15 protein-coding genes are annotated in these 21,580 nt (G+C 60.9%); 6 read left to right on the forward strand and 9 right to left on the reverse strand.

Annotation, left to right across the window (positions count from 1 at the left end; genetic code table 11):
- Positions 1 to 30 precede the first annotated feature (30 nt).
- The 3 genes from AC07S6_RS07520 to AC07S6_RS07530 all read right to left on the reverse strand — a co-directional run bounded on the left by AC07S6_RS07520 (position 31) and on the right by AC07S6_RS07530 (position 1,760).
- Positions 31 to 525, reverse strand: a complete 495-nt coding sequence (locus AC07S6_RS07520) for a DUF1543 domain-containing protein (RefSeq protein ID WP_197882000.1) — start codon at positions 523 to 525, stop codon at positions 31 to 33.
- A gap of 144 nt (positions 526 to 669) precedes the next feature.
- Positions 670 to 1,152 carry a copper chaperone PCu(A)C gene (locus AC07S6_RS07525; RefSeq protein ID WP_495111999.1) on the reverse strand — a complete coding sequence of 161 codons (483 nt, stop codon included), beginning with the start codon at positions 1,150 to 1,152 and terminating at the stop codon, positions 670 to 672.
- The gene (locus AC07S6_RS07530; protein WP_003191741.1) at positions 1,152 to 1,760 is read right to left on the reverse strand and encodes an SCO family protein; all 609 of its coding nucleotides are present in this window, start codon (positions 1,758 to 1,760) and stop codon (positions 1,152 to 1,154) included. The genes AC07S6_RS07525 and AC07S6_RS07530 overlap by 1 nt, the downstream gene beginning before the upstream one ends.
- Before the next feature lie 181 nt (positions 1,761 to 1,941).
- Here AC07S6_RS07530 and AC07S6_RS07535 point away from each other — a divergent pair, with 181 nt between their 5' ends.
- The 3 genes from AC07S6_RS07535 to AC07S6_RS07545 all read left to right on the forward strand — a co-directional run bounded on the left by AC07S6_RS07535 (position 1,942) and on the right by AC07S6_RS07545 (position 5,957).
- Complete coding sequence (locus tag AC07S6_RS07535) at positions 1,942 to 2,325, forward strand: DUF2946 domain-containing protein (protein WP_003191740.1); 384 nt, start codon at positions 1,942 to 1,944, stop codon at positions 2,323 to 2,325.
- A gap of 62 nt (positions 2,326 to 2,387) precedes the next feature.
- A complete protein-coding gene (locus tag AC07S6_RS07540; RefSeq protein WP_495112000.1) occupies positions 2,388 to 2,933 on the forward strand; it encodes a putative natural product biosynthesis protein in 546 nt (181 codons plus the stop codon).
- 129 nt (positions 2,934 to 3,062) lie between these two features.
- Positions 3,063 to 5,957, forward strand: a complete 2,895-nt coding sequence (locus AC07S6_RS07545; protein ID WP_495112001.1) for an RHS repeat-associated core domain-containing protein — start codon at positions 3,063 to 3,065, stop codon at positions 5,955 to 5,957.
- A gap of 54 nt (positions 5,958 to 6,011) precedes the next feature.
- Here the strand turns inward: AC07S6_RS07545 and AC07S6_RS07550 are convergent, their stop codons facing one another.
- The 4 genes from AC07S6_RS07550 to AC07S6_RS07565 all read right to left on the reverse strand — a co-directional run bounded on the left by AC07S6_RS07550 (position 6,012) and on the right by AC07S6_RS07565 (position 18,449).
- Entirely contained in the window at positions 6,012 to 10,442 is a 4,431-nt protein-coding gene (locus tag AC07S6_RS07550; protein WP_495112002.1) for a SpvB/TcaC N-terminal domain-containing protein, read from the reverse strand.
- Entirely contained in the window at positions 10,439 to 15,118 is a 4,680-nt protein-coding gene (locus AC07S6_RS07555) for a Tc toxin subunit A-related protein (RefSeq protein ID WP_495112003.1), read from the reverse strand. Before AC07S6_RS07555 ends, AC07S6_RS07550 begins: the two co-directional genes overlap by 4 nt.
- A 34-nt stretch (positions 15,119 to 15,152) precedes the next feature.
- A complete protein-coding gene (locus AC07S6_RS07560; protein WP_495112004.1) occupies positions 15,153 to 17,789 on the reverse strand; it encodes a Tc toxin subunit A in 2,637 nt (878 codons plus the stop codon).
- A 183-nt stretch (positions 17,790 to 17,972) separates the two neighbouring features.
- Positions 17,973 to 18,449, reverse strand: coding sequence for a PA2171 family ribosome-binding persister protein (locus AC07S6_RS07565; protein ID WP_020303041.1), 477 nt, complete (start codon positions 18,447 to 18,449; stop codon positions 17,973 to 17,975).
- Positions 18,450 to 18,747: 298 nt separating this feature from the next.
- Here AC07S6_RS07565 and AC07S6_RS07570 point away from each other — a divergent pair, with 298 nt between their 5' ends.
- Positions 18,748 to 18,954, forward strand: coding sequence for a PLDc N-terminal domain-containing protein (locus AC07S6_RS07570; RefSeq protein WP_032896961.1), 207 nt, complete (start codon positions 18,748 to 18,750; stop codon positions 18,952 to 18,954).
- A 60-nt stretch (positions 18,955 to 19,014) separates the two neighbouring features.
- Here AC07S6_RS07570 and AC07S6_RS07575 read toward each other — a convergent pair whose 3' ends face one another.
- Both AC07S6_RS07575 and AC07S6_RS07580 read right to left on the reverse strand, forming a co-directional pair.
- Positions 19,015 to 19,575: a type 1 glutamine amidotransferase domain-containing protein gene (locus tag AC07S6_RS07575; protein WP_197881991.1), complete on the reverse strand. Its 561-nt coding sequence runs from the start codon at positions 19,573 to 19,575 to the stop codon at positions 19,015 to 19,017.
- 30 nt (positions 19,576 to 19,605) lie between these two features.
- Positions 19,606 to 20,109: a DUF4142 domain-containing protein gene (locus AC07S6_RS07580; RefSeq protein WP_020303039.1), complete on the reverse strand. Its 504-nt coding sequence runs from the start codon at positions 20,107 to 20,109 to the stop codon at positions 19,606 to 19,608.
- Between the two features lie 196 nt (positions 20,110 to 20,305).
- Here AC07S6_RS07580 and AC07S6_RS07585 point away from each other — a divergent pair, with 196 nt between their 5' ends.
- Both AC07S6_RS07585 and AC07S6_RS07590 read left to right on the forward strand, forming a co-directional pair.
- On the forward strand, positions 20,306 to 20,515 hold the full coding sequence (locus AC07S6_RS07585) for a hypothetical protein (RefSeq protein WP_057977469.1): 210 nt from the start codon (positions 20,306 to 20,308) through the stop codon (positions 20,513 to 20,515).
- Positions 20,516 to 20,693: 178 nt separating this feature from the next.
- Entirely contained in the window at positions 20,694 to 21,488 is a 795-nt protein-coding gene (locus tag AC07S6_RS07590) for a class II aldolase/adducin family protein (RefSeq protein ID WP_495112005.1), read from the forward strand.
- Positions 21,489 to 21,580 lie beyond the last annotated feature (92 nt).

Genomic DNA, 21,580 nt, shown 5'->3' on the forward strand with positions numbered 1-21,580 from the left:
TTTCAGCCGGCACTATTTGGCCGTGAGGATTCAAGGCAGCACAAGGTAGTCGTTGCGCTGCACGATCGGTCGGTGCGCCGCTTGCACCAGGTGGATATAGCGGCCGTCCACCAGGTCGATGGGCAGGCAGTCGTCGATATCCAGCACCGCGTCGGTGTGGGCCTGGGACCAGTGGCTGAGCATCTGCTGCTTGCCTTTGCTCATGGCCTCCTGTTTGTTACGGGCGACCACCAGCAGGTAGTGATGGGCCTCGCCAAAGCTATTGGCTTCGTAACCGCCCAGGTTGATGAAGTACAGGCGGTGTGCATCGCCGTGGGGCGCCAGGTGGCTCAGTTCAACCTTCCAGCCGTCGACGCCATCGACGGCCATCCATGAATCAATGTGTACGCCTTTGGGGCTGCCGAACCAGGCGTCGCGTAATTGCGGGTAGGTGGCTTGCAGGGTGTCCGCCACGGCGAACACCACATCGTGTACTTCGATCCTGGCCCGCGGGTGCTTGCCCCCGAGCATGACGACAAACAGCATTACCGATGATTCCTGGGGAGGGCGGCCTGACAGCCTATCTGATCACTCCCGGCAATCAAGCTGTGGGAGATTCTATGGTTGAGGGGCAACCCTCAACCAACGTTACCGGGGAGCAGAGCAAGAGCTGCAGGCTTGTTTGCACGATCAATGCATCTTGCTATGGTCCATCTTGCTGTGGTCCATGCCATCCAACCCACGCGCCGTTGCCTTTACTTCGACGGCCTGCTTTTCACCCTTGGCATTTTCCACCGTAAGGGTCAGTGGCACCTGGTCTCCCTCCTTGATCTGGCCGGTCAGGCCCATCAGCATGACGTGGTAGCCGTTGGGGTCGAGCTTGACGGCTTTGCCGGCAGGCAGGGCCACCGAGTCCACCGGGCCCATGCGCATGACGTCATCCTTCATGCTCATCTCATGAATCTGCACGTCCTTGGCTGCTGGCGATGCCACGCTCAACAGTTTGCTGTCGCTGTCGGCGGTGAGGGTCATGAAGGCGCCACTGGAAGGTTGGCCCACTACGGAGGCGCGCACCCAGGCGTCGGTCACTTGTACTTGGGCGCTGGCGTGAGCGGCGAGGCCCAGCAGGGTGAGGCCGAGGGTGAGACGCTTGAGGTGTTGAACGGCAGTCATTAGCAGACCTCCATGACGGTGAGCAGATCTTCTGCGCACTCTTGAGCGGTAAGGGATGCCTGCAAGCCAAGGCGCAGGTTGCCACGGGTGTCGAACACGAAACTGGTGGCGGTGTGGGAGAGGGTATAGGTGTCGCCGGCGGGGATCTTTTCATAAAAGATCCCGAACTCCTTGGCGGCCACGGCGATTTCTTCCGGGGTGCCGTAGAGCGCTTCGAAGCTGGGGTCGAAGGCCTTGACGTAATTGTTGAGAATCTCGGGGGTGTCGCGCTCGGGGTCAAGGGTGATAAACACCACCTGCATGATCTTGCCATCGCGGCCCATCAGTTTCTTGGCTTGGGCGGCGCGGGCCAGGGCGGTCGGGCAGACGGCCGGGCACTGGGTGAAGCCGAAGAACACCACCGGCATCAGGCCGCGGTACGAGCTCAGGGTGACGGTTTCGCCGTCGGTGTTCTTGAGCTTGAAGGTACGGCCCATGATCTTGTCACTGAGGTCCTTGCCGTACTTGAAGTTCAGCTTGGGGCTGTAGTCACAGCCGCCCAGCAGGCTGCCCAGGCCCAATAGGCCCATGCCGGTCAGCACTTTGCGGCGGGTGAATAACGTACTCATCAACTGTGCATCCTGTGAAACGCCTGTAGGGCCGTGGAGCTGCTCCGCCAGGCTTTGAAAAGGAGTAACGAGAAGGGTGCAGAGTCTAGCAACCCTGGCCGGTGCGCGTAATCTGCGACGTTCTGCCACAGGGGCGCGGCGCATTTCGTCCTTTTATGGCTTCGGTGGTAGAGTCGCCGCCATGAAATTGCGCCACTCTGACCGCTCACTGATCGCCTGGGCCCTGTACTTCTGCGTGCTGATGAACCTGTTCGCCTGCGGTTTGGGGCATGGCCAGATGATGGGGCAGCAGCTCAACGGCATCGGCGGGCTGTTCTGTTCGGTGGACGGCGGGCAGTCGCCCATTTCCGACAAAGGGTTGGCAAACCCGTCTTCCAGCAACATCTCGAACTACTTTGCCTGCCCGGTGTGCAACGCGGTTACCGTCGCCCTGGTGTTCCTGATCGGCCTGGCCTGGCTGCTCGGTCTTACGCAAACCCCACGTGTCGCCCATGAGCGGCGCAACAAGGCGCCTCCGCGCTATTCCTGGCCCTCGGCCAACCCCCGCGCTTCTCCCGCATCCTGACGTGTGCCTTGGGCTTCCTGTGACCAGGAGGCATTCTCTCGTCACGATTGTGAGAACACTCTATGAACCCTCAATTGCCTGCCGGCGCCAGCCGCCTGGTCAGTAAGGCGTCGCGGCGCCTGTGTGCGCAACCGGCGCTGCCTGATTACCCGAGTAATTCGCGCTGCTTCGTGCACCTGGATGCACGCCTGCTGCCTCACTGGCATACCTTGTTCGACATCTGCCCGGCGTTGCTCAAGCTCGACCCACCGGAGGGCTTGAACCTGTTTCGCGCCTTCATGACCTGGGCCTATCGCAACCAGCCGCCGCTGGACTGGACCTACCATCTGAACGTATGCCGCTGGTTGCTGAGTTCGGCGTACCGCACGCAGATCGATGAGGAACCGATCGAGGCCTTCATGGCCGCCGCGGCCGCGCGATGGGTGCTGACGGACGACAGCCCGGCGGCAGGCATTGTCCTGAGCTGGCGCGATTGCACCCTGTTCGACTGGAAGGGCTACCCTTCGATTGCCGCGCAGCAAGCGCCATTACCACCTCCCGCCGGGGATTTCGCCTGGTGCCCGTTGAGTGCCCAAGGCGCCTTCAGCGGCTGGCGGCCAGTGCCCTGAGGCGCCGCGCTCGGTAAGCCTCACGACACCCTCGGAAGCGCCGCACACGGCGCAGCGTGCGGGGCCCGCAGGCTGGCACCGACTTGATGACTAGGCTCTAGGCTTCTTTGGTTTTCAGGTCATCAGGTTATGTCTTCTTTGCATCACAACACGCCCACGCTGACGGTGGTCGACCCGCGAGGGTTGACCGTGCGCAGCGTGGCGTACCCTCGCAATACCGCGCAGCAATCACCCAGCGCGCAGGTCACGCGGCAGGTGTTCGACGCTCGCGGCCTGTTGCAGCAACAGTGGGACCCCAGGTTGTTTGAGTTGCACGCTGCCGACCCCGACGTGCCGCCCAATCTGTCTCATCGTTATAGTTTGGGCGGGCAAGTGCTGAGCACCGACAGCGTGGATGCGGGCCGTCAGACGCGCTTGCTCGGCAGTGGCGGCCAGGTCGTGCAACAGTGGGACAGTCGAGGCACGCGCCAGCGGTTCGAATACGACCCGTTGCTGCGCCCCGTGGCGGTATTCGAGCGCACGGAGGAGGTGGCGGTTGAACGCTGTGTCGAGCGCATGACCTACGCAGGCATGACGTCTACGGAGGCGGCGCGCAATCGTTGTGGGCGCATGATTCGTCACGATGACCCGGCAGGCACTTTGCTCGTTGAGCGCTACGACGTGCAAGGCAACATCACCGAGCAAACCCGGCGCCTTTGCACGTCGCACACCGCGCCCGACTGGCCGCTGCCCATGAGTGAGCGGGATGCACAGTTGCAAGCCCAGACCTTCACCACCACTTGGCAGCACGATGCGCTGGGGCAACGTCTGGAGCAGGTCGACGCGCGCGGCAATCGCCAGCAATCTCAATACGGTGTCGACGGCCAATTGACGAAAAGCGAGATCCTCTTCAAAAGCGGAGTGCGCAAGACCCTGGTGGATCAACGCAGCGTCAACGCCTCGGGCCAGGTGTTGAGCGAACGCCTGGGTAATGGCGTGGTCAGCGTTGCCGAGTATTCGGACACCGATGGACGTTTGACACGCTTGAGCGCCCACCTCAAGGATTCGGCAGGCAAGCGCCTGCAAGACCTCTTCTATAGCTACGACCGGGTCGGCAATGTGTTGCGCATCCGCGATGCGGCGCAGCCGACCCGCTGGGCCAGCAACGTGCAGGTGGAGGCAGTAAGCACATTCGAATACGACAGCCTGTCGCGATTGATCAAGGCCACTGGCCGTGAAAACGCGCGCAATACTGGCGCATCCGCACTGCCGGGCCGAATCACGTTCGGCGCCACAGACGACAACCTCTGGGGCAACTACACCCGCCACTATGTCTACGATTCGGCCAGTAACCTGACGCAGATGCGCCATGTGCCCAGCACCGGCAGCGGTTATACCCAACGGATGCAGGTGGGCGAACACAGCAATCACAGCGTGATTGCCCGCGAGGGCGCAAAGGCGCCGGGCCTGGGTAACGGCTTCGACCAAAGTGGCAATCTCCAGGCACTGGCGCCTGGTCAGGCGTTGACCTGGAATGGGCGCAACCAGTTGGTTCGCGTCGCGCAGGTGCTGCGTGACAATGGCGAACATGACGATGAGGTGTATCTGTACGACGGCGCCGGCCAGCGAGTCATCAAGCGTCGCGTGGCACATGGCAAGACGCAGACTCACACCCATGAAGTGCTTTATCTGCCAGGGCTGGAGCTGCATCGCCACGGGCCGGATGGCGAATGGTTGAACGTGGTGCTCGCTCCGGGCGGGCGCCATTCGGTCAGAGGTCTGCAGTGGGAGCAGCAGCGCCCCGAGGAGATGCAGGACGAGCAACTGCGGTTCAGCCTCGACGATCATTTGGGCAGCGGCACTCTGGAGCTGGACGAGGCAGCCGGCCTGTTGAGCCAGGAAAGTTATTATCCCTTCGGCGCAACTGCCTGGTGGGCGGCAAAAAGTGCCTTGGAGGCGAACTATAAAACCCGACGTTATTCGGGCAAGGAGCGCGACGCCAGTGGATTGTATTACTACGGATTCAGGTACTACGCGCCGTGGTTGTTACGCTGGATCAGCGCAGACCCGGCTGGGGCAGTGGATGGATTGAACCTCTATGCGATGGTAGGGAACAACCCTATGGGGTATGTAGACGATGACGGTCTGCAGCGCCGTTCGATGCTTGAGGTGGTGACGGTGTTGATCCTGGTGTTGTTGATCGGGCATGGGATCGGTGTAGAGGTTGGATACAGGGTTGAGCTGGCTTACTTTGGGCTGATTTCAGGGGTGGTGGGTGTCGCCTTTTACGCGCATCAACGGCTCAGCACTACTGAAGTTCGGCGCAGAGCGTTTTATGAGCAGTCCGCATTGGCCGGTGCACAAGAGCTGGGCCAGCGGCATGGCGCTACCGAACATGAAGTCAGCGAGTTGGCGGACTTTTTCCTGGAACACCGACTGGCCACTGCAGACATTAAGCGCCTGTCCTACGGACTGACGCCGGCAGCGCGGGGCGGGCTCTATGGGTACATTGGGCCCACCGAGCACCGGGAGCAGGCTGAAATAGCCTCACAAACGGAGCGTAACCCTAGCTTTACGCTTGCGAGGCTGGGGTTTGTCGGGATAGAACTTCGTGCCCCGGCACGCAAGGTGGGCGCCGGCCCGCTTCCAGCGGCTGGGCTGACCCACACCGAAGTACAACCGCAAACCAGGGTCACGAGCGTGGGGCGCCGAGGCTCCGCTTCTGAAGAGCCCGTCGCGGAACCGGTAAGCTCAGGACCTTCCTCCGGGCTGGAGCCTGAGCGACTCGTGATTGACGTTGAGCCTGTTCTCAATGAGTTGCGTGGCGTAGGGGGAGGGATTATCAGGAATGTGATCAACCGCCTGGAAGCGCGCACCCTGGACTTTCATACCGGGCATGCCATGGCGGGCGGGCAGAATGTCCGTAGTTTTGACTTGCCGGGCTATCGCGGGCAGCGCGGTCGTGGCGCCTATCGGGTGATGATCCAGCACGTCAGTGGGCTTAACTATCGGGCGGTCAGGGTGATGAACCCTCACCGCCGTTAATACGCGCAACGTCAGGCCAAAGAGCACGGGCCGTGTAGCGGCCCGGCTCTGTTGTCAGGCCGGCGCGTGCGTGTCGTTTTCGTCTTCGGTGATGCTGTACCAGGTGTGGTAGGTCTGGCGCCGCGTGTCGCCGTTGGCATTGACCACGCGCACCAAGCGTCCCAACGCGTCATGAAAATGTTGCTCACTGGGGCGCAAGGTGTTGAAGGCCGCGTCGTCGATATAGCCGGCACGGTCGGCAAAGTAAGGTCGCCAGGTGCGCGCCAGGCAACCCTGATTGTCATACTCCACACGGCCGCTGATCCGCCAACGGCGAGTGGCGTCGATTGGCTCGACACCCGCGCTCAACATACCGGCGTCATCGACTGCAAAGGCCGGGCCCGGTTGCGCCTGTTCCTGGGTTTGCCGCACGCGGCCAAAGCCGTCGCTGAAGGCGAGGGCTACCTGGATCTGCGGGGGTTGCGACGTGCCTTGCCAACGGTCGGCGTGCAGTACCACGACGTGCACCGGCACTTGCCTGGCCGCCTGAATCAGGCGTTTGAGGGTTTGATGATGGGGGAGCGGAGCGCTCAGACTGTTCAGGCGTGCCAACGCCGAGGCACGAATATGCCCGCTGGGCAGCAGGTAACCGTTGCTTACCCATTGCGCCTGGATGCTGGCGGGTGGAATGTGCCCCATCCAACTGAGCACGTCGTAGAAGCACGCGCTTTGAGCGTTGAGCAACGCCGCCCTCGGATCAGCCAGGGCCTGCGCCGGGCCTGTATCGGGCGTGCGGATGAAGGGCGTTGGGGCGTCACGGCCGACGGGCTTTCCTTGCTCCTCTCCCTTGAGGCCGGTCGCCAGCAGCTGCCCGTGGGCGTCGTAGTGCGCATAGCGTTGCGTACGCTGTGCGTCAGTCACCGTCACCGGCAGGCCAAGACGGTAGTCGTACTGCGCCTGGGTCGTGCAGCCGTCCGCCAATTGCACCTTGATGATGTACAGCCCATAGCGGTCGTACTCGGACTGCGTGAACCCATGGCTCAGGCTCGCCTGATGCCGACGAGGCCGATAGAACATTTCAGCCTGGCCGTAACGGGTGTACCCCTGGCCGAGCGACCACAGGGTGATGGCCTCGTCCTGCCCGGGGGCCGGTGACAGGAACGCGGCCATGGCCCGATAGTGCTGTGCACTCAGCGTGGCAGTGACAGGGCGGCCCTCATACACCTCCAGCGCTTTCTGATCGAGTTCGGCTGTCTCGATATAGGCGGGCAGCGCCTGAAAACTCGCGGTGCCGGCCGGCAAGGGTTCGGTGTGCTCCGCCACGCAGTAGTGCTGCACCGACATCCCCCCCAGCCTGCGTTGGGCAGCTGTTCCCAGTGGAGCGGACGGGCCCTGCGCAATGAAGTGTTCATAGCTTATTTTTTCAATTGCTAACGCCTCCTTGCTCAGTACCAGCACGTTGCGTCGTTGCTGGTAGGGCAAGTGCAAGCGCCAGCGCTGCGCGGCGTCCAGGTGAATGAAGTGGGCACGGGTTTCGTTGAGGTAATACACCTGCTGCGCCGAATCGTGTGCGTCACGCCACCACTGCTGCTCGTGGGCTGGCCCCGGCGGTGGGGCGTCGCTGACCGTCTTGCGACGGGCATAGTCGACCACCACGCTGTGCAAATTGCCGGCGTAGCGGTCCCAGCGCAGATTGAGGATGTGCCGACAGCACGGGTCGTCCGGTTGGCGCTCGTAGCGGCAGGTCAGCGACTCCAGCAACAGTGGCAGCAGTACCGCCGGCTCGCCGGCCTTGGCCGAAGGGCTTAATTGGCGTATGAAATAGCGCTGTTGCTGCACCGAATACGGCACTGCCTGTGGTGGCGCATCGGCGGCGGCATACACCTCTTCACGCAGCAGGCTACCCGCCAATGCACGCTGCATCGCGCGGCGGGTGGTTGCGCCGGGCTTAGCGATCAGCGTATCTCCTGTGCGCCCGGCCTCCAACTGGCCCAGCAGGGTTGGCCCCAGCGCGGGCGCCTGCGGGTCGCCCGGGTAAAAAGCCTCCTGAGAGGGCTCAAAGGTGTGGAACCAGCGTTTGGTCAACACCCCAGGCGGCGCATCGGCCGTAGGAGGTTGTTCGGTGTGCAACACCAGGCCAAAGCCGATGAACTGGCGTTCCTCACGGTCGTAGCAGGCTTGCCGGTAACGAAAATACTGGGTGGAGCGGTTGCCGCTGACCAGGTCCTTTTGCTGTTGCCGCTTGACCACCTGTACCGGGAACGCAAGGCTACTGCCTCGGGGCACTCCCAGGGGTTGCCCGTGCTGTTTTTCGTCGAGCCATTCCTGGGCGCTGCTGCGGTAGCTCAGTTGGGTGATGGCCCCCCGGTTGTTGAGCGTGGCGGTTAACAAATACGGTTTGAGACTGACGAAGTCATACCGCCAGTGCTGGGGCGTCATGTGCGGCACGCTCAGAATCAGGCTGGAACAGCCCAGGCCTTGAAGGTCAGCAAAGCTGACCTGGCATGTCGCATCATGGTGCACACCCTCGGGCCAACGCAGTGTCAGTGGCTCCGATGCCAGCCCGCTGCCGGCGCTGTTCATATAGATCTGTATGTGTTCAGGCGCCAGGTAAATCAAGTCCACCGCGCCTGAACCGTCCAGGTCGGCGAGGCGAATATGATCGGCATCGAAGCTGGCGTGGTCGAACGCCAGTGTGGCGAAGACAAACCCTTTGCCGAAGCGCCCACGGCCGAGGTTGGGCCAGCATTTGATTTCGTTATGGCGGATGCGCACCAGGTGTTGTTGGCCGCTGCCCAGGGGGTCGCAAAAGGCGATCAATTCGGCCGGCGAATGGCTGAGGGTGGGCAGCCCCTCATCGTCGGGCGCATGGCGCACCTGCTGGCCAGGATCAAACCCGCCGTCCTGGCGCTGAGCGTACAGGCGCACGCTGCGGCTGCCGATCAGAACCAGGTCCAGCCTTCCGCTGCCCATCAGGTCGGCCAGTTGCCCGTGGGGATGGAAAAACTCCTGGGGCATCGCCGCAAAAGGCACGAAACCCGACCATTGCCGCTGCGAGTCGAGGCTGAAAAAACCACTCAGCCCCGGTTGCGCCACCACCCATTCCAGATGCCCATCGCCGTCAAGATCCGCCAGTGCCTGGCGCGTGGCTTGGGCGGTATCGGCGAGGGGGATGCGTGGCAGGGCCTGCCATGGACCATAGATCAGCGCATTGCTGCTGGCCCGGCCGGGGGCCCTGAGCGGCTCGCGGTAGTACCAGCTTTTATCGGTGCGGTGCAGGATGCCCGGCAAACCGTCGCGGTACAGGTCGACCAGTTGATAATGCTGCCCGTCGTTGATGCCCGCCATGGCGTCGAACGCTTGGTAGCGCGCGGCGTCCAGCGTCGGCATGAAGGCGCTGTAGGCCAGTTCCAGGGGCGGCCAGGCACTGGCGTTCCCTTGGGCGTCAAAGGCCTGGTTGTGCAAGGCGTTCAGGCAACTGCCGATGGCGTGGCGATGGGTGTACTCCAGCAACAGGCGCCGCGTCAGCACCGGCTCGACGCCCAGGCTCGGCTCGTCGGGGAAGTAATGAAACATCAGCACTTGCTGACACCGCCGCAGGGTGCCGAGCTCAAAGCCATAGGCATAGCTGCTGATCGGGTCGTTGCGGACCGGCCAGGCGTGTTGTTCGGCATAGGTCGGCACTTGGCTCAGGCCGGTGTGGCGTTCGCCATAATCCAGCAGCAGTTCGAAGTGCCACTGCTTGTCAGCGAGGGCGTCCGCGCGCCACAGCGCCAGATGCTCAAGGGGCTTGAGGTTGCCGTAGCACACCCGTGCCAGATAACGCTGGGCGCGATAGTCCCTGGCGGCGCTTGGCGGCTGGTCGTCTGGTTTGTAGTGGTAATAGATCTGCTCACCCAAAGGGTTGAGGCTTTCCTGCAACAGCCATTGGGCAACACGTAGGCCGTCGTTCGGGTCTGCACAGCGTGCGATCAGGGTCTTGCCGAACAGGTGCACGCAGCCGTCGGCCCCCTGAACCAGCCAGAACCCGGCCTTGTCGCTGTCACAAGACCAATGCTCGATACGGTCGAAGCGCGCTTCTATCACCGGAAAATAGCGCACCACTCGGTGGGGTTCATCCAGGGCCAGGCCGTTATAGTGGTCCCAGGTGGTGGCCTGAATTGCGCCGTCGGCATCACGCTCAGGGATCATGTCGATGCCTTGGGGGCTGATGAAACGGTCGTCATCACCGTAGGCCGGTACGCCTTTGCGGGTATCACGGCTGATGGCGCCTGCCGACATCGCCCAGCCGAGGCCGAAGGGCCCGTTGCCTAGGGCGCTGCGATAACCCAGGCTCAGGGCCGGCGTGAAGCCACGGCCCGGCGAAATGGGCAAGGGCACCTCCAGGCACGCCTCACCCCGTGTGCCCACGGCACCCCATTGCGCGCCGGGGCCCTGGATGGCGCCACCGCCCTTGGGCAGCGCAGGAAGCTTCGGTTCCAAGAGTTCGGGCGGCCGCACGCTCATCGTTGACCTCCGGTGTTTTTAGCGGTGTAGCGCAGGTGCACGATGATATCGGTGAGGGATTCGAGCAGGGCGTTTTGCCGGGCATGGTTGGGAAAGGTCAGTTGCCAGGTGGAGATCGCTCCTGTGTATTCGAACGGCAGGTAACGCTCGTCGCTGTCGAAGTTCAAGGTGAACAATCCGCTGTCGTTGAGCCCGCTGGACAGGGCGATTTGCTGTTTGGCGCGCAGGTCTTTTTTTACCGCGGCTTCGGTGTGTCTGGTCGCGGGGCTGAGGTGCGTGGTATTGGCGGTTTGGGTCAGGATGGCCTTGATGTCTTCATAGGGCCCCAGCGTGGCGGGCAGGGACACACTGACGTGCTTGATACGCCGCAGGTAATGGCCTGGGTAGTCGTCGTCAAACAGCTTGAGGGTCAGTTCAAAGGTCAAGGTGCCGGTTTTTACCAGCTCGGCTTTAAGCGCGGCCCAGGGCATGTCGCGCGTGGCCATCGGGTCTTGGCTGTGCAGATGGCGCAGCGACACGGTTTTAGTGATCTCCAGCAAACGTTCGTTGTGGGTGAGGTAGGCGTTACTCATGCTCAGTAGATTTTGCTTGAGCGCTTCGCCGGCGCTGAAGCCGCGATATTGATGGGTCCAATGCTGGGTTTGAATGAAGTGCTTGTCCCACTGAGCCCGTTCTTCCTGCCAGCAGGCCTCGGCCGCCAGGCACAGCGACAGGGTCGAGTCATAGGCTTGGTAGTAGAAAGTGGAAAGTTGGCCATTGAGCCATTGATACAGTTGGGCGTTGGTAAAGCGTTTGCCGAGCTGGTCGTACAGGCTTCGTGCCTGGGTCAGGCTGGTCTGGGCCAGGCCCAGTTGCAAGCGGGTATGGGCTTGCTGTTCGGTGTAAGCCTGCAGCTGGGCGTCGACCTGGGCCAGCTCAAGGCGCGCCTGTTCCAACGAATGGGCCCACTCGGCGGCGCGTCGGGCAAACAGGTCGGTGCGGTCCAGGTGGGCAGCATTGGCGCGCTTGTCATTGGCAATGCCTTGGGCCGTCGCGTGCAGGGCGTGAAAAGCGCCCTCGTAGCGCACGCCGCCGTTGGAGGTGCCAAAAATATTCGGTATCAGCATCGCCAGCCCCGCGCCGGCTTGTGCCACGGCGGCGGCGGTGTCCCAGCGCGCACTGTCTTGGTACTCCTGGGTGGCCTGGGCCTCGGCCGGGCTGATGCCTCGCTTGAGCTGCTGTTCGAAGAACGCCACCCGCGCTTCGACCATGCGGCGTCCTGCCAGCAGCGCCTCCTGGTTCCTCGCATCGAACTGTACGGCCTGGGCCTGTTGCTCGACGGCCAGCCTGGCCAAGTCCCAGGCTTGCTGCTGCTGGGTTTCCAGGTACTGGGCCTGCTCTTTGCGTTCGAACAACGATAGTAAGGTCGTCCCCAACTGGATCAGGTTGTCGACCGCTTGCAAGGCGTGTCCCAGCAGCACCTGGAAGCGATAGTGCGCGGCCTGGGCGGTGCGCAGCGACGGGCGCAGGCTGGCGCCGACCGAACCTTGCTGGTACGCGGCAAGCAGCGTTTGAGGCGTCAGGGTCGCGGCGTACAGCGGCAGACTCAAGGGTTTGCCGGTCAGGTCCAGGTGATGGCGCAGGTTGTGCAGGCGAGATTCGATCTTGTCCCAACGCAGCAGCAAGTCAGGGCTCAGGGACCGACACAGCCGCGAGGTGTTCGCAGGCACTGTCGTGCTGTCGAGGGTGGAAGGGTTTTGCAGTTTGTCCAGGGTCGTGGTTGCCCAGGGATCGACCGGGTTGAGCGGCGGTCTTGGACCGAGCAAACCCTTGGCGCGGATGTACCACAACTTGGCGTCGGCAAGGCTGTCACGGGTCATTTGCCGGTACGCCGCATCCCCGCGATTGAGCAGGATGTCGACGTACAACAGGTACAGCGCCTGACGAAAATGTACCGCGCTGCTTGTCGCCAATGGGTGGGGCAGGGAAGAGGCGTTGTGGCGCTGTGGTGCGCTGGTAAGCAGCGCAGGCAGGCGCCAGAACCCGGATGGGTGTACGGGATCGAACACGTAGCGTATCCACGTTTCGGCGTCGGCGTATTGCTGCTCCTGGTTCAGGCGTTGTGCCAACAGCCAGGGCAGGTAAAGAAACAACTCCCAGTAATAGGTGCCATGGGGGCCGTGGAAGTCCAGTGGACTGGGCTTTTCCTCGCCTGGCAATGGCGGCTCGCGCCAGGCATCCGGGGCCAAGGCAAACAGCTCATGCAAACCTGCGCCCGCGGTTTTTGCCAGCAGCCCGGCCACGCAGGTGTTGGTGCGTATGGGCGCTCGTTTGTTTTCAGGCTTATCGATCGACTCGATCGTGGACCCGTCGAAGTCAATGAATTCTGCCGTGCCATAGGGCGGGGTAGAGAGGCGCCGGATAAACGGAGCCAGTGGAATGATGGGGGTGCTGTTATCGGGCGGCAGGGTGAAGGTCGCGGTTTTCAGCGCGTAGCCCAGGATGATGGGGTCGGGGTAATGCACATCGCTTTCCAGCAGCAACACGCCGTGAATCAGCGTCAATGTGGAAGCCGTCGTGTCAGTGGAGTCCTCGTCGTAGGGGTGCAAGGTCGTGGGGGAGAGTTCGATCTGCGCCTCAAGCGTGTGCGTTTCGGAGAGTTCAGTGAACGTGTCGCGCAGGGTGCGCCGAGAAGCGTCTGCCAGGCCGACGAGTACCGTGTTATTGCGGTGAGGGCTTTCCGGTAAAGCGCTGTGTCCCTGTTTGGGATACATCAACACGGGTTTGTACAGACGTTGTTTCTGCTGGACCTGAACCTTGTCCAATACTAAGTCGTAGGCATGGCTGCTGGTCTGCGCCTGATTGTTGTAGAACGACAGGGTGACGGTATAGGTGGCGTCTGGCGTATTGAAAAAATAGTCGAAGGCTTCTTGGCTAATGCGTTGGTCGCGCAGATTGAATGTCGTGCTTTTCGGGTTTTCTTCATCTTTTTCAATCTGCGGCAGGGTAAAGGTCGTCGGCTGATTCGCAGCATTTTTTATAAGTTGGGCATAGCTGACGCCGGTCTCATTGCACTTGAGGGCCAAGTCGATGCGCACGTTGGAGAAGGTTGCCAGCTTGGCGCCCTCCAGGAAAATCTCGGCGGTGGGGCCTAACGCCAGCGTCTCGTTCTGGGCAGGACCGCTGCTGCTGAGGGTGATGGTCAAATTGACCAGTGCGTCTGACTTGCTGAACCTGACAGTGCGGTGCGGTTCGAAGCGTTTCGCCAGGCGGGTGGTGACCTCCAGTACTGACGTTGTTCGGTTGAACCGAATATCGCTCTCAGCCGAAAGACTGCGGATATGCTGTTGATTGTCTTCGTAGTTCCAGCCATGGGTGGTGCCATGGGGCGCGTCGTTGGTCAGGGAGTGGACTTTGACCTGGACCGTGTCGGGCGCCCTGAATTGAAATCTGGCCCTGTTGTGGTGCCCGAACAGGGCCAGGTAGCGCCCAGCCAGTTCAGCCTCTTTATGCCAGTAGAACATCCGCCGAGTGCTGCCCTGGGTTTCAAGCCAATGGACGTTGAAGTGCTGATCCAGCCGTACCGCTTGAAAGAAATGCCTATGCATGCCGTTGTGCGAGGAAGCCGTTTGATGGTTCGGCTGTGCGCTCAGGCCCAGGAACAGTGACGGCGGTTGGCTTTTTGAATCGAGTACGGCGATGGACGCAGTGGCGCTCATCAGGTCTTCCGAGCTCAAGTCATCCAGGCCCTGTGCCAGGCTGTATTCCTGAATGCAGGCCTGCGGCACGCTCCAACTGTCATCCAGTTTTTTATAGGAAAAGTACAAGCGCAACTGTAGATAGGTGGTCTTTATCCGGGTTTCCAGCCGTTGCTGGTATTCCTTCTCCGATTCAACATCACCGCGCCCGATCGGGGTGATGTCCCTCGACGACGACGTCGGGTTGATGCATTGGGCCCACACCACGAAGAGGCGCCCGTTGAACACCACCGGGCGAATCGTCTGTTCGGGGACGTTATCGTCAATCGACAGCGGGATCTTTTGCCAGGAGGACCAGACTGGCGGAGTGGTCGCGTCGCCCGAGGCCATTTTCAGCGTGCGCCAGTAATAGGTGTTTTCCGGACTGGACTTGCCGGTGAAGTAATAAGTGCTGCTGGCAAAGCTGTCTTTATCACCATCGATATAACCATTGAGGGTCTTGATGTTGGCAAGTGCTTCGAAGCGGCTGAGGTAACTGTGGACGGCTGTCTGCAGCGGCGCAGGCTCGATACGAAATTGGTTGAGCTGGTTCTCCAGTTGCCTGAAGTTGTCGCTTTTGCCATGGCGCAATGTAGGGCTCAGGTAGGTGGCCGGGTAGTGCTGAAGTTGCTGGTGAGCACGCCACAGTGAATAGGACAGCAACTGGTCTCGCCACTCGATCTGCTCGTCAGCGCTCATGCCCTGTTCGTCGTAGCCGGGCTCCAGGCCCAGGTAAATACCTGTGATGTACTGCTGCAGGCTGGCAATGGCGCTGGCGACACGGGTGGTGGGCACCGTATGGCGGACCTGGGGGTCGAGCAGCCAATAGGTATAGACATCGTCGACGGTCTTGACGGTATCGGCCACTGCCGTGTCTTCAGGCAGCACGCTGTTGAGGTAGAACCCCAGCATCGCGTCGCGCAGGTGTTCGTTGAGGTGTTGGGTGAGGGTGTCAGACATGGTCATTCCTTGAACCAGGCGAAATACAACGGGGTTAGGGGGCTGTGGCGATCAATGCAGAGCCAACGTGTTGCCAGTCTTCATTCATCAAGGTGGCATGCAGGTCGGCAGCCTTGAGCAAGGCGTTGGCGGAGAGGCCGGTGAGCCTGACGGCTTCATGGCAACGCAGGAGCCAGTCCAGGTCGGCCAGGGTCTTCACCTGTTTGGCAGGCAGGGATTCAACGAGCAGGTTGATTTCATCGACATCCCACTTGAGCAATGCGGCCAGTTGCGAAGTGCAAGCCCCATCGTGAGATACGGCGGAGCCTTCAACGGAGGGTGAATTGGCGCGCTGCAAATAAGCGAGCACGCTGTCCTGGGCCAGTCCGTAGGTGCTGAGGCAATGGGCAAAGCGTTGCAGCAGGTACAGCGTGCTCAGCGTCAGCTTGAGCAGCGAGGCCGCGGTGTGGTCCGGGCTCAGCCAGTGCGGATGTAGCACGAAGGCCTGCAAGGCCTCACGGCTCACTGCCAGCCCCAAGGACACTTCGGCATCCGGCAGGCTCAGCAATACATTATTGTGCAACTCCGTGGTGGATTCGGCAGTGGCGGTTCGGGCAATTTGCCGAACCACGAGTTTGCGCCATTGCAGGTACGCGGCGGGGTCACTGGCAAGGTGTGAGGGGGCGTTGAGCAGCGTGTCGATTTTTGCTTTCAGCGGCTGCATTTGTTGGTAGAACGCGTCGAGCTTCTTGGTCACTGCCTGTTTGGCATCGCTGTGCAGAGCCGTGTTGCGTTCTGGGTTGAGGCTCAGCGTCTGGGCTTCGATAAGCTGCACCAGCCCATTGGGCAGTTCTTTGGGCGGCGCGGGCTTGAGCAGCGGTTGGCTGTGCAGCAGCCCTTGTACGATGAGGGCATGCCAGGCAATGGGCGCCGCTTTGGTGTCAGGCTCGGGCTGGGGCAATGACAGGTCAGCGAGGTCTTCTTGCGCCAACAGGCCATGCCGAGTCAGTTCGACCACCTCATCGAGTTGGGTGATGTACGTCTGCACGTGGGGCGGTGGGGATTGGGCATCCAATAGCAGTTGACGACGAAGCTGATCAACCGTTTGACCCGTGTCGTTGAGCCAGCGGACCAGCCAGTCCATTTGCATCAGCACATCGAGCAGGTCGGCAGGGGCATTGACGCCCGAGCGACGCAGGCTCGGGTTGACCAGTTGGGTGGTGTAATCCTTACCGCCCAGCAGCGCCGCCATATGGTAGCTGTCGAGCACTGACAGCCCGAACATCCGCGCGATCCGGGTTTGGCGATACAGCGCGCTATAAAACGTAAGCGTCGGGCAAGCAGCGGGTAGATGCAGGCGGGCCTGCTTGATCAGCCAGTGCAACGAGGCCGGGGTGTCGCTCAGGTGCAGGCCGGTGCAGAGCTGGTGGCGCAGGGTTGTCGGGATTTCCTCCCTCAACGCCAGGGTCGGCCTGTCCAGCGTCAATGCCTGGCCTGGCAACGGGCCGGGGTTGAACAACTGGTCGTACAGCGACAGGCGAGTACCGGGTGCCCACACCGGTATTTCATCCAGCACGGCGGCAAAGGCTTGCAATGACAGGCTGTAGCGGCGTTCCAGATAGCGATAGACGCCCAGTGCGCGCAGGGTATTGTCGTTGGCGGGCCGCGCCGGGTCGCCCTCGTGTTCACGCCGCACGACGCTCGTTGACAGGGCGTCGAGTGCGTCGAAGGGCAATTGCGTCCAGCGTTGCAGGCGGATCATTCGGTGCAGGCGCTGGTAACGTTCCCATGAGGTATTGCGCAGGCGCGCAGCACCCTTGTCCGGTGTAGTGATCGACAGGGGCGACTGGGTCGCGCCAGCCTCGGTGATCGGCCCGTTCACGTACGCGGCACCGTCGTGCAGGCGCAGCTTGGCCGGCGGCGTTGGCAGGGCGCTTGCCAGAACATTGCTCGACAGTACCGGCACATACTTGCCGCAGGCCAGTAGCGCTTCGGTCTGATCGGCGGTGAGTCCGGTTTTTTGCAACCAGTGGGGCAACTCCTCAAGGGGCTGCTGCTGGGTGCCATAGTGCTGGGTAAAAAAATCCTCTGCCTGTACGTCTCCTGATCTTTTTAAAAAAGGCTCGGTCAATAACACCTGCTGAGCAGGGCTCAGCCCGGACAGCAAACGTTGCGCTTCATAGGCCTCGTGCCTGACCACGCCGTAAGTGTTTTGCGCGCGCTGGCTGGTGGGCAGCTTGAGGCTGATGCGGTAACTGAGTTCGCCCAATTGTGGCTTGTTGCCGGACAAACCGAGCCAACACTGCCGATGCGCACGTTCGAACGGCAGCACGAAGGGGAAACGTTGCTTGCCGAGCACCTCATCAAGTGAGCGACCGCGGTATTCACGAGGGGTTTTTTTGAGGTGAGCGTCAATCTGGCGGGACAGGGTTTCGTTGATCATCGAGAGTTGAGGAATCACAGCGCTGAGGCTGCGTTCGTCCAGGGGCAGCGTCTTGAGTTCGGGGCGTCGCTGGTCGAGGGTGACCTTGGGCTGTTTGCCTTTACCGCTTTTTTCCAGCGCTTGGGCAAACAGGTATAACGCCTTCAGGTAGGCGATCGGGGAGTCGATTGCCGCCATGGAAGAGGCCGAACACAGCAGGTGCCAGTCCTCTTTGAACAGGTGGGTATAGGTGGGGGAGTGCGTGTCCATTGTGATGAATCTCCTGAAAGCCCCCGGCCACTGCCAAGGGCAATGGCACGCTAGCATGGGGCGCCAGGCCGGCTCGGTCGGCCGGATCGCTGAGTGAGCGAGGAGAAATCATCGGTGCAACTCGATAGCGCGACAGGGCCTGTGGGTCACTGTCGCGCGAACATTGCTACGAGGAGGCAGCCGTTACGCGGCCAGCGGTTTTTTCGCCATGGCTTTTTTGTGCGCGGCCTTCATCGCTTCCATCTCGGCTCCCAGCTCTTCGAGCAGCGCCTTACCCAGCAGTTTCTTGGCCTGGGGGAACATCTCGGTTTCTTCTTCTTCGATATGGTGCTCAAGCAGCTCCTTGACCACTTTGACGCGACCGGAAAACTCGGTGGAAGATGGGTCGGTCTTTTTCAAGTCCGGCAGGACCAGCGAGTCGACGGTACGGTGCTCTTCCTTGGCTTCGTGGTACATGATGTCCTGTTCCTTGCCACCCGCTTTCCTGAACGCGGGGTAGAGGATTTCTTCTTCAAGTTGGGTGTGCAGGGTGACTTCCATTTCAAGTTTGGCCAGCAACTCGGTGCGCTTTTTCACCCCGCGTTCAGTGGATTCGCTCAACTGGGTCAGCAGGGTCTTGACGCGTTCATGGTCGGCTTTGAGCAGGTCGATGGCATTCATAGGTAACCTCACGGGGGTGTGCGGGCGTGTCGAAGTGCACGCCTCGTGGTGAGGAAGGTTGCATCAGGCGTACCAACTTTTATGGTTATAAATCATCTTTAAAATCAGATGGTTATATTTTCATGTGCGCTTGTCGGTCGTGCAGCTTGCATGGTCGGGCCGCGTTGAGATTGCACAACGCACAACCGGTTGCTGACGCTCCAGCGCAACGGGCGGCCATAAAGTGTGGCCAGGAAAATTCTAATGGAACCCTTGGGGCATCTGCTTGACCTAACGCTTAGACTTCAGGAGGTGAATCATGCAAATTGAATATATCTGGATCGTATTGGCGGTGATTCTGCTGCTCTTGGAACTCTGGGCGATCAATATCGTTTTGCGCAGCACTGGCGGATGGGAGACCAAGGGGTTGTGGGTCGTGGTGCTGGTGTTCGTGCCGCTGCTGGGGTTGATTGCGTGGGCGATGTTCGGACCCAAGCGTGAAATGGCGCAGCAGCGTAAAAGCTGAAGCGGTGAGTGATAAAAAACAGGCGCCCATGGGGCGCCTGTTTTCATTGCGGTCAACCGATCAGCCGCCGACGGCCTTGGCAATCGCCTCATTGAACGCCGGTAGATCGTCCGGCGTGCGCGAGGTGATCAAGGTCCAGCCATTGGCCTGGCACTCTTTAACCTCGGCATCCACCACGCCGGCAGCGCCGGCGTTTTCAAGGTCGATGCGCACGCTTTTATAGGCGGTCAGGGTTTTGCCCTTGACCACGCCAGCGTCGATCAGGGTCCATGGCCCGTGGCAGATCGCCGCGATGGCCTTGCCGGCCTGCACGAACTCATTGATCAAGCGCAGCGCGGCGGCATCCTGGCGCAGTGTATCGGCATTCACTGTACCGCCCGGGATGACCAGCGCATCGAAGTCGGCGCTGACAACATCCGACAGTTGCACGTCGGATTCCACGGTCTGGTCTTTTTCCGTGTCGCCGACAAATGTTTGGGTAGTGCCCCCTTTGCTGGAGGCGTGCGTTACGGTCGCGCCGTAGCCACGCAGCGTCTCCAGAGGCTTGAGCAACTCGTCGCGCTCGATGCCGGTGTTGGAGGTGATGACGAGGATGTGCTTGCCGTTGAGTTGCGAGCTCATGGTCGAGTGTCTCCTTGGGTCATGGATGGTTTAATGGGCGTATTTGGTTTGCAGTTCCTTGGCCATTTTCAGGTGGGCTTCAAGGGTGGGCAGGGTCTTGGTGGCGAAGGCTTTCAGCTCGGGATTGTCCGAGGAGGCCGCTTCTTTCTTGAACAGTTCGACGGTTTTTTCATGGGCCGCTACCTGGTTGTTGGCATAGGCCTTGTCGAAGGATTCATCGCGCATTTCCAGGATGGCTTTCTTCGCCTGGTCGGTGAGCGCGGCGTCATCGGGTACTTCGATATCGAGTTTTTTCGCCAGGGCCATCAGTTCCTGATTGGCCTTGGTGTGGTCTGTGACCATATGCTGGGCGAAGGTCTTTACGTCCGCCGAGCTGCTTTTTTCCAGGGCCAGCTTGCCCGCTTCCACCTCGGTGATACCGCCCTCGGCGGCGTTGTCGACAAAGTCGTTGGAGGTCGCCGCCATCGCGGTGGAAATCGAGCCTGCAATCAGCATGAAGGTAAGGCCCATCGGTTTCATCAGTCGAGTTTTCATGGTGTCTCTCCTTGGAAATGGCGGGATGCCGGTACCTGACTGTTGAATCGAGAGGCGGGTAAAAGGTTTAAATTTTTTTGCGCTTTTTTGCCCAGTGGTGAGGCGAGGCAATTGACTTGAACCAATCCGGATTCGCAGGGTTCTGCTGCATAGGGCCGCCATCTCAGGGGCCTGCCACTGCCAGGAGGATTGCACTGTGACTGATCGTAAAACCGCCGATAAAACCCCCGACCCCGTCAGCTCTGAAGATGCGCAAAAAGGTAATGCCCAGGCCACCAAAGGGCAGACGCTTGAACCTGCGAACCCCAAGACTGACACCATCGACAAAGTCGTGACGCCGACCTCGATCAAGGACATTGAACGGCAAACGGATGCAATCAACGAAAAGCTCAACAATGGGCGTTGAACCTGCGGAGTTGATTGGCGGCGAGGGAGCTTGCTCCCGTGGTGGCCTGAACGCTGCCACTGCTGCTTTTTATAAATAAATATAATAATTAGCTTAGATTAAAATGTGCTTTTTATTATTTATGACCATCCCCTAGTCTTGCCTGGAAGTCCCCTTAGGCCATCCAGGAAGATTTGCCATGAGTAGCGTCACGCCGATTTCCAGTGTCTTGAGCAATGTGCGCCAGCGGGTCACACCGCAAGAGTGGGAGGTGCGGGTCAAGTTGGCCGCGGCCTACCGACTGGCGGCGTTGTACAAGTGGACCGATCATATCTACACGCATTTCTCAGCGCGGGTGCCAGGGCCCGAGGCGCATTTCCTGATCAATGCTTTCGGGCTGTTGTTCGACGAAATCAGCGCCTCCAACCTGGTCAAGGTCGATCTGGACGGCACCATCGTCGATGACCCCACGGGCCTGGGGATCAACTACGCCGGCTATGTGATCCACAGTGCCATCCACGGCGCACGCCATGATTTGCAAGCGGTGCTGCACACCCACACCCGCGACGGTATTGCGGTGTCGGCGCAGAAGCAGGGGTTGTTGCCGATCTCCCAGCACGCTATCGCATTCTCGGGGCGTGTGGCTTACCACGGTTACGAAGGGGTGGCGCTGGACCTGGACGAGCGTGAACGGCTGGTGGCGGATTTGGGCGACAAGAGTGTGATGATCCTGCGCAACCACGGCTTGTTGACTGGCGGCGTCAGCGTCGAGCATGCCTTCCAGCAACTACAAAGCCTGGAGCGGGCCTGCAACATCCAGATTGCGGCACAGGCAGCGGGGAATGCCGAGTTGATCTTCCCACCCGCAGAGGTGGTGGCCAAAGTCGAGCAGCAGGCCAAGGTGTTCAGCAATGGCGAAGGCCCGGGCGTGGCGCGGCATTGGAATGCGCTGGTGCGCCAGCTTGAGCGTACCGATAGCGACTACAAGAACTGAGTCGAATGGATTGTTCCCACGCTCTGCGTGGGAACACAGCCCAGGACGCTCTGCGTCCCTAAGCGTGACGCGGAGCGGCACACGAGGCATTC

It is taken from the genome of Pseudomonas sp. GW821-FHT07B01, assembly GCF_059419065.1.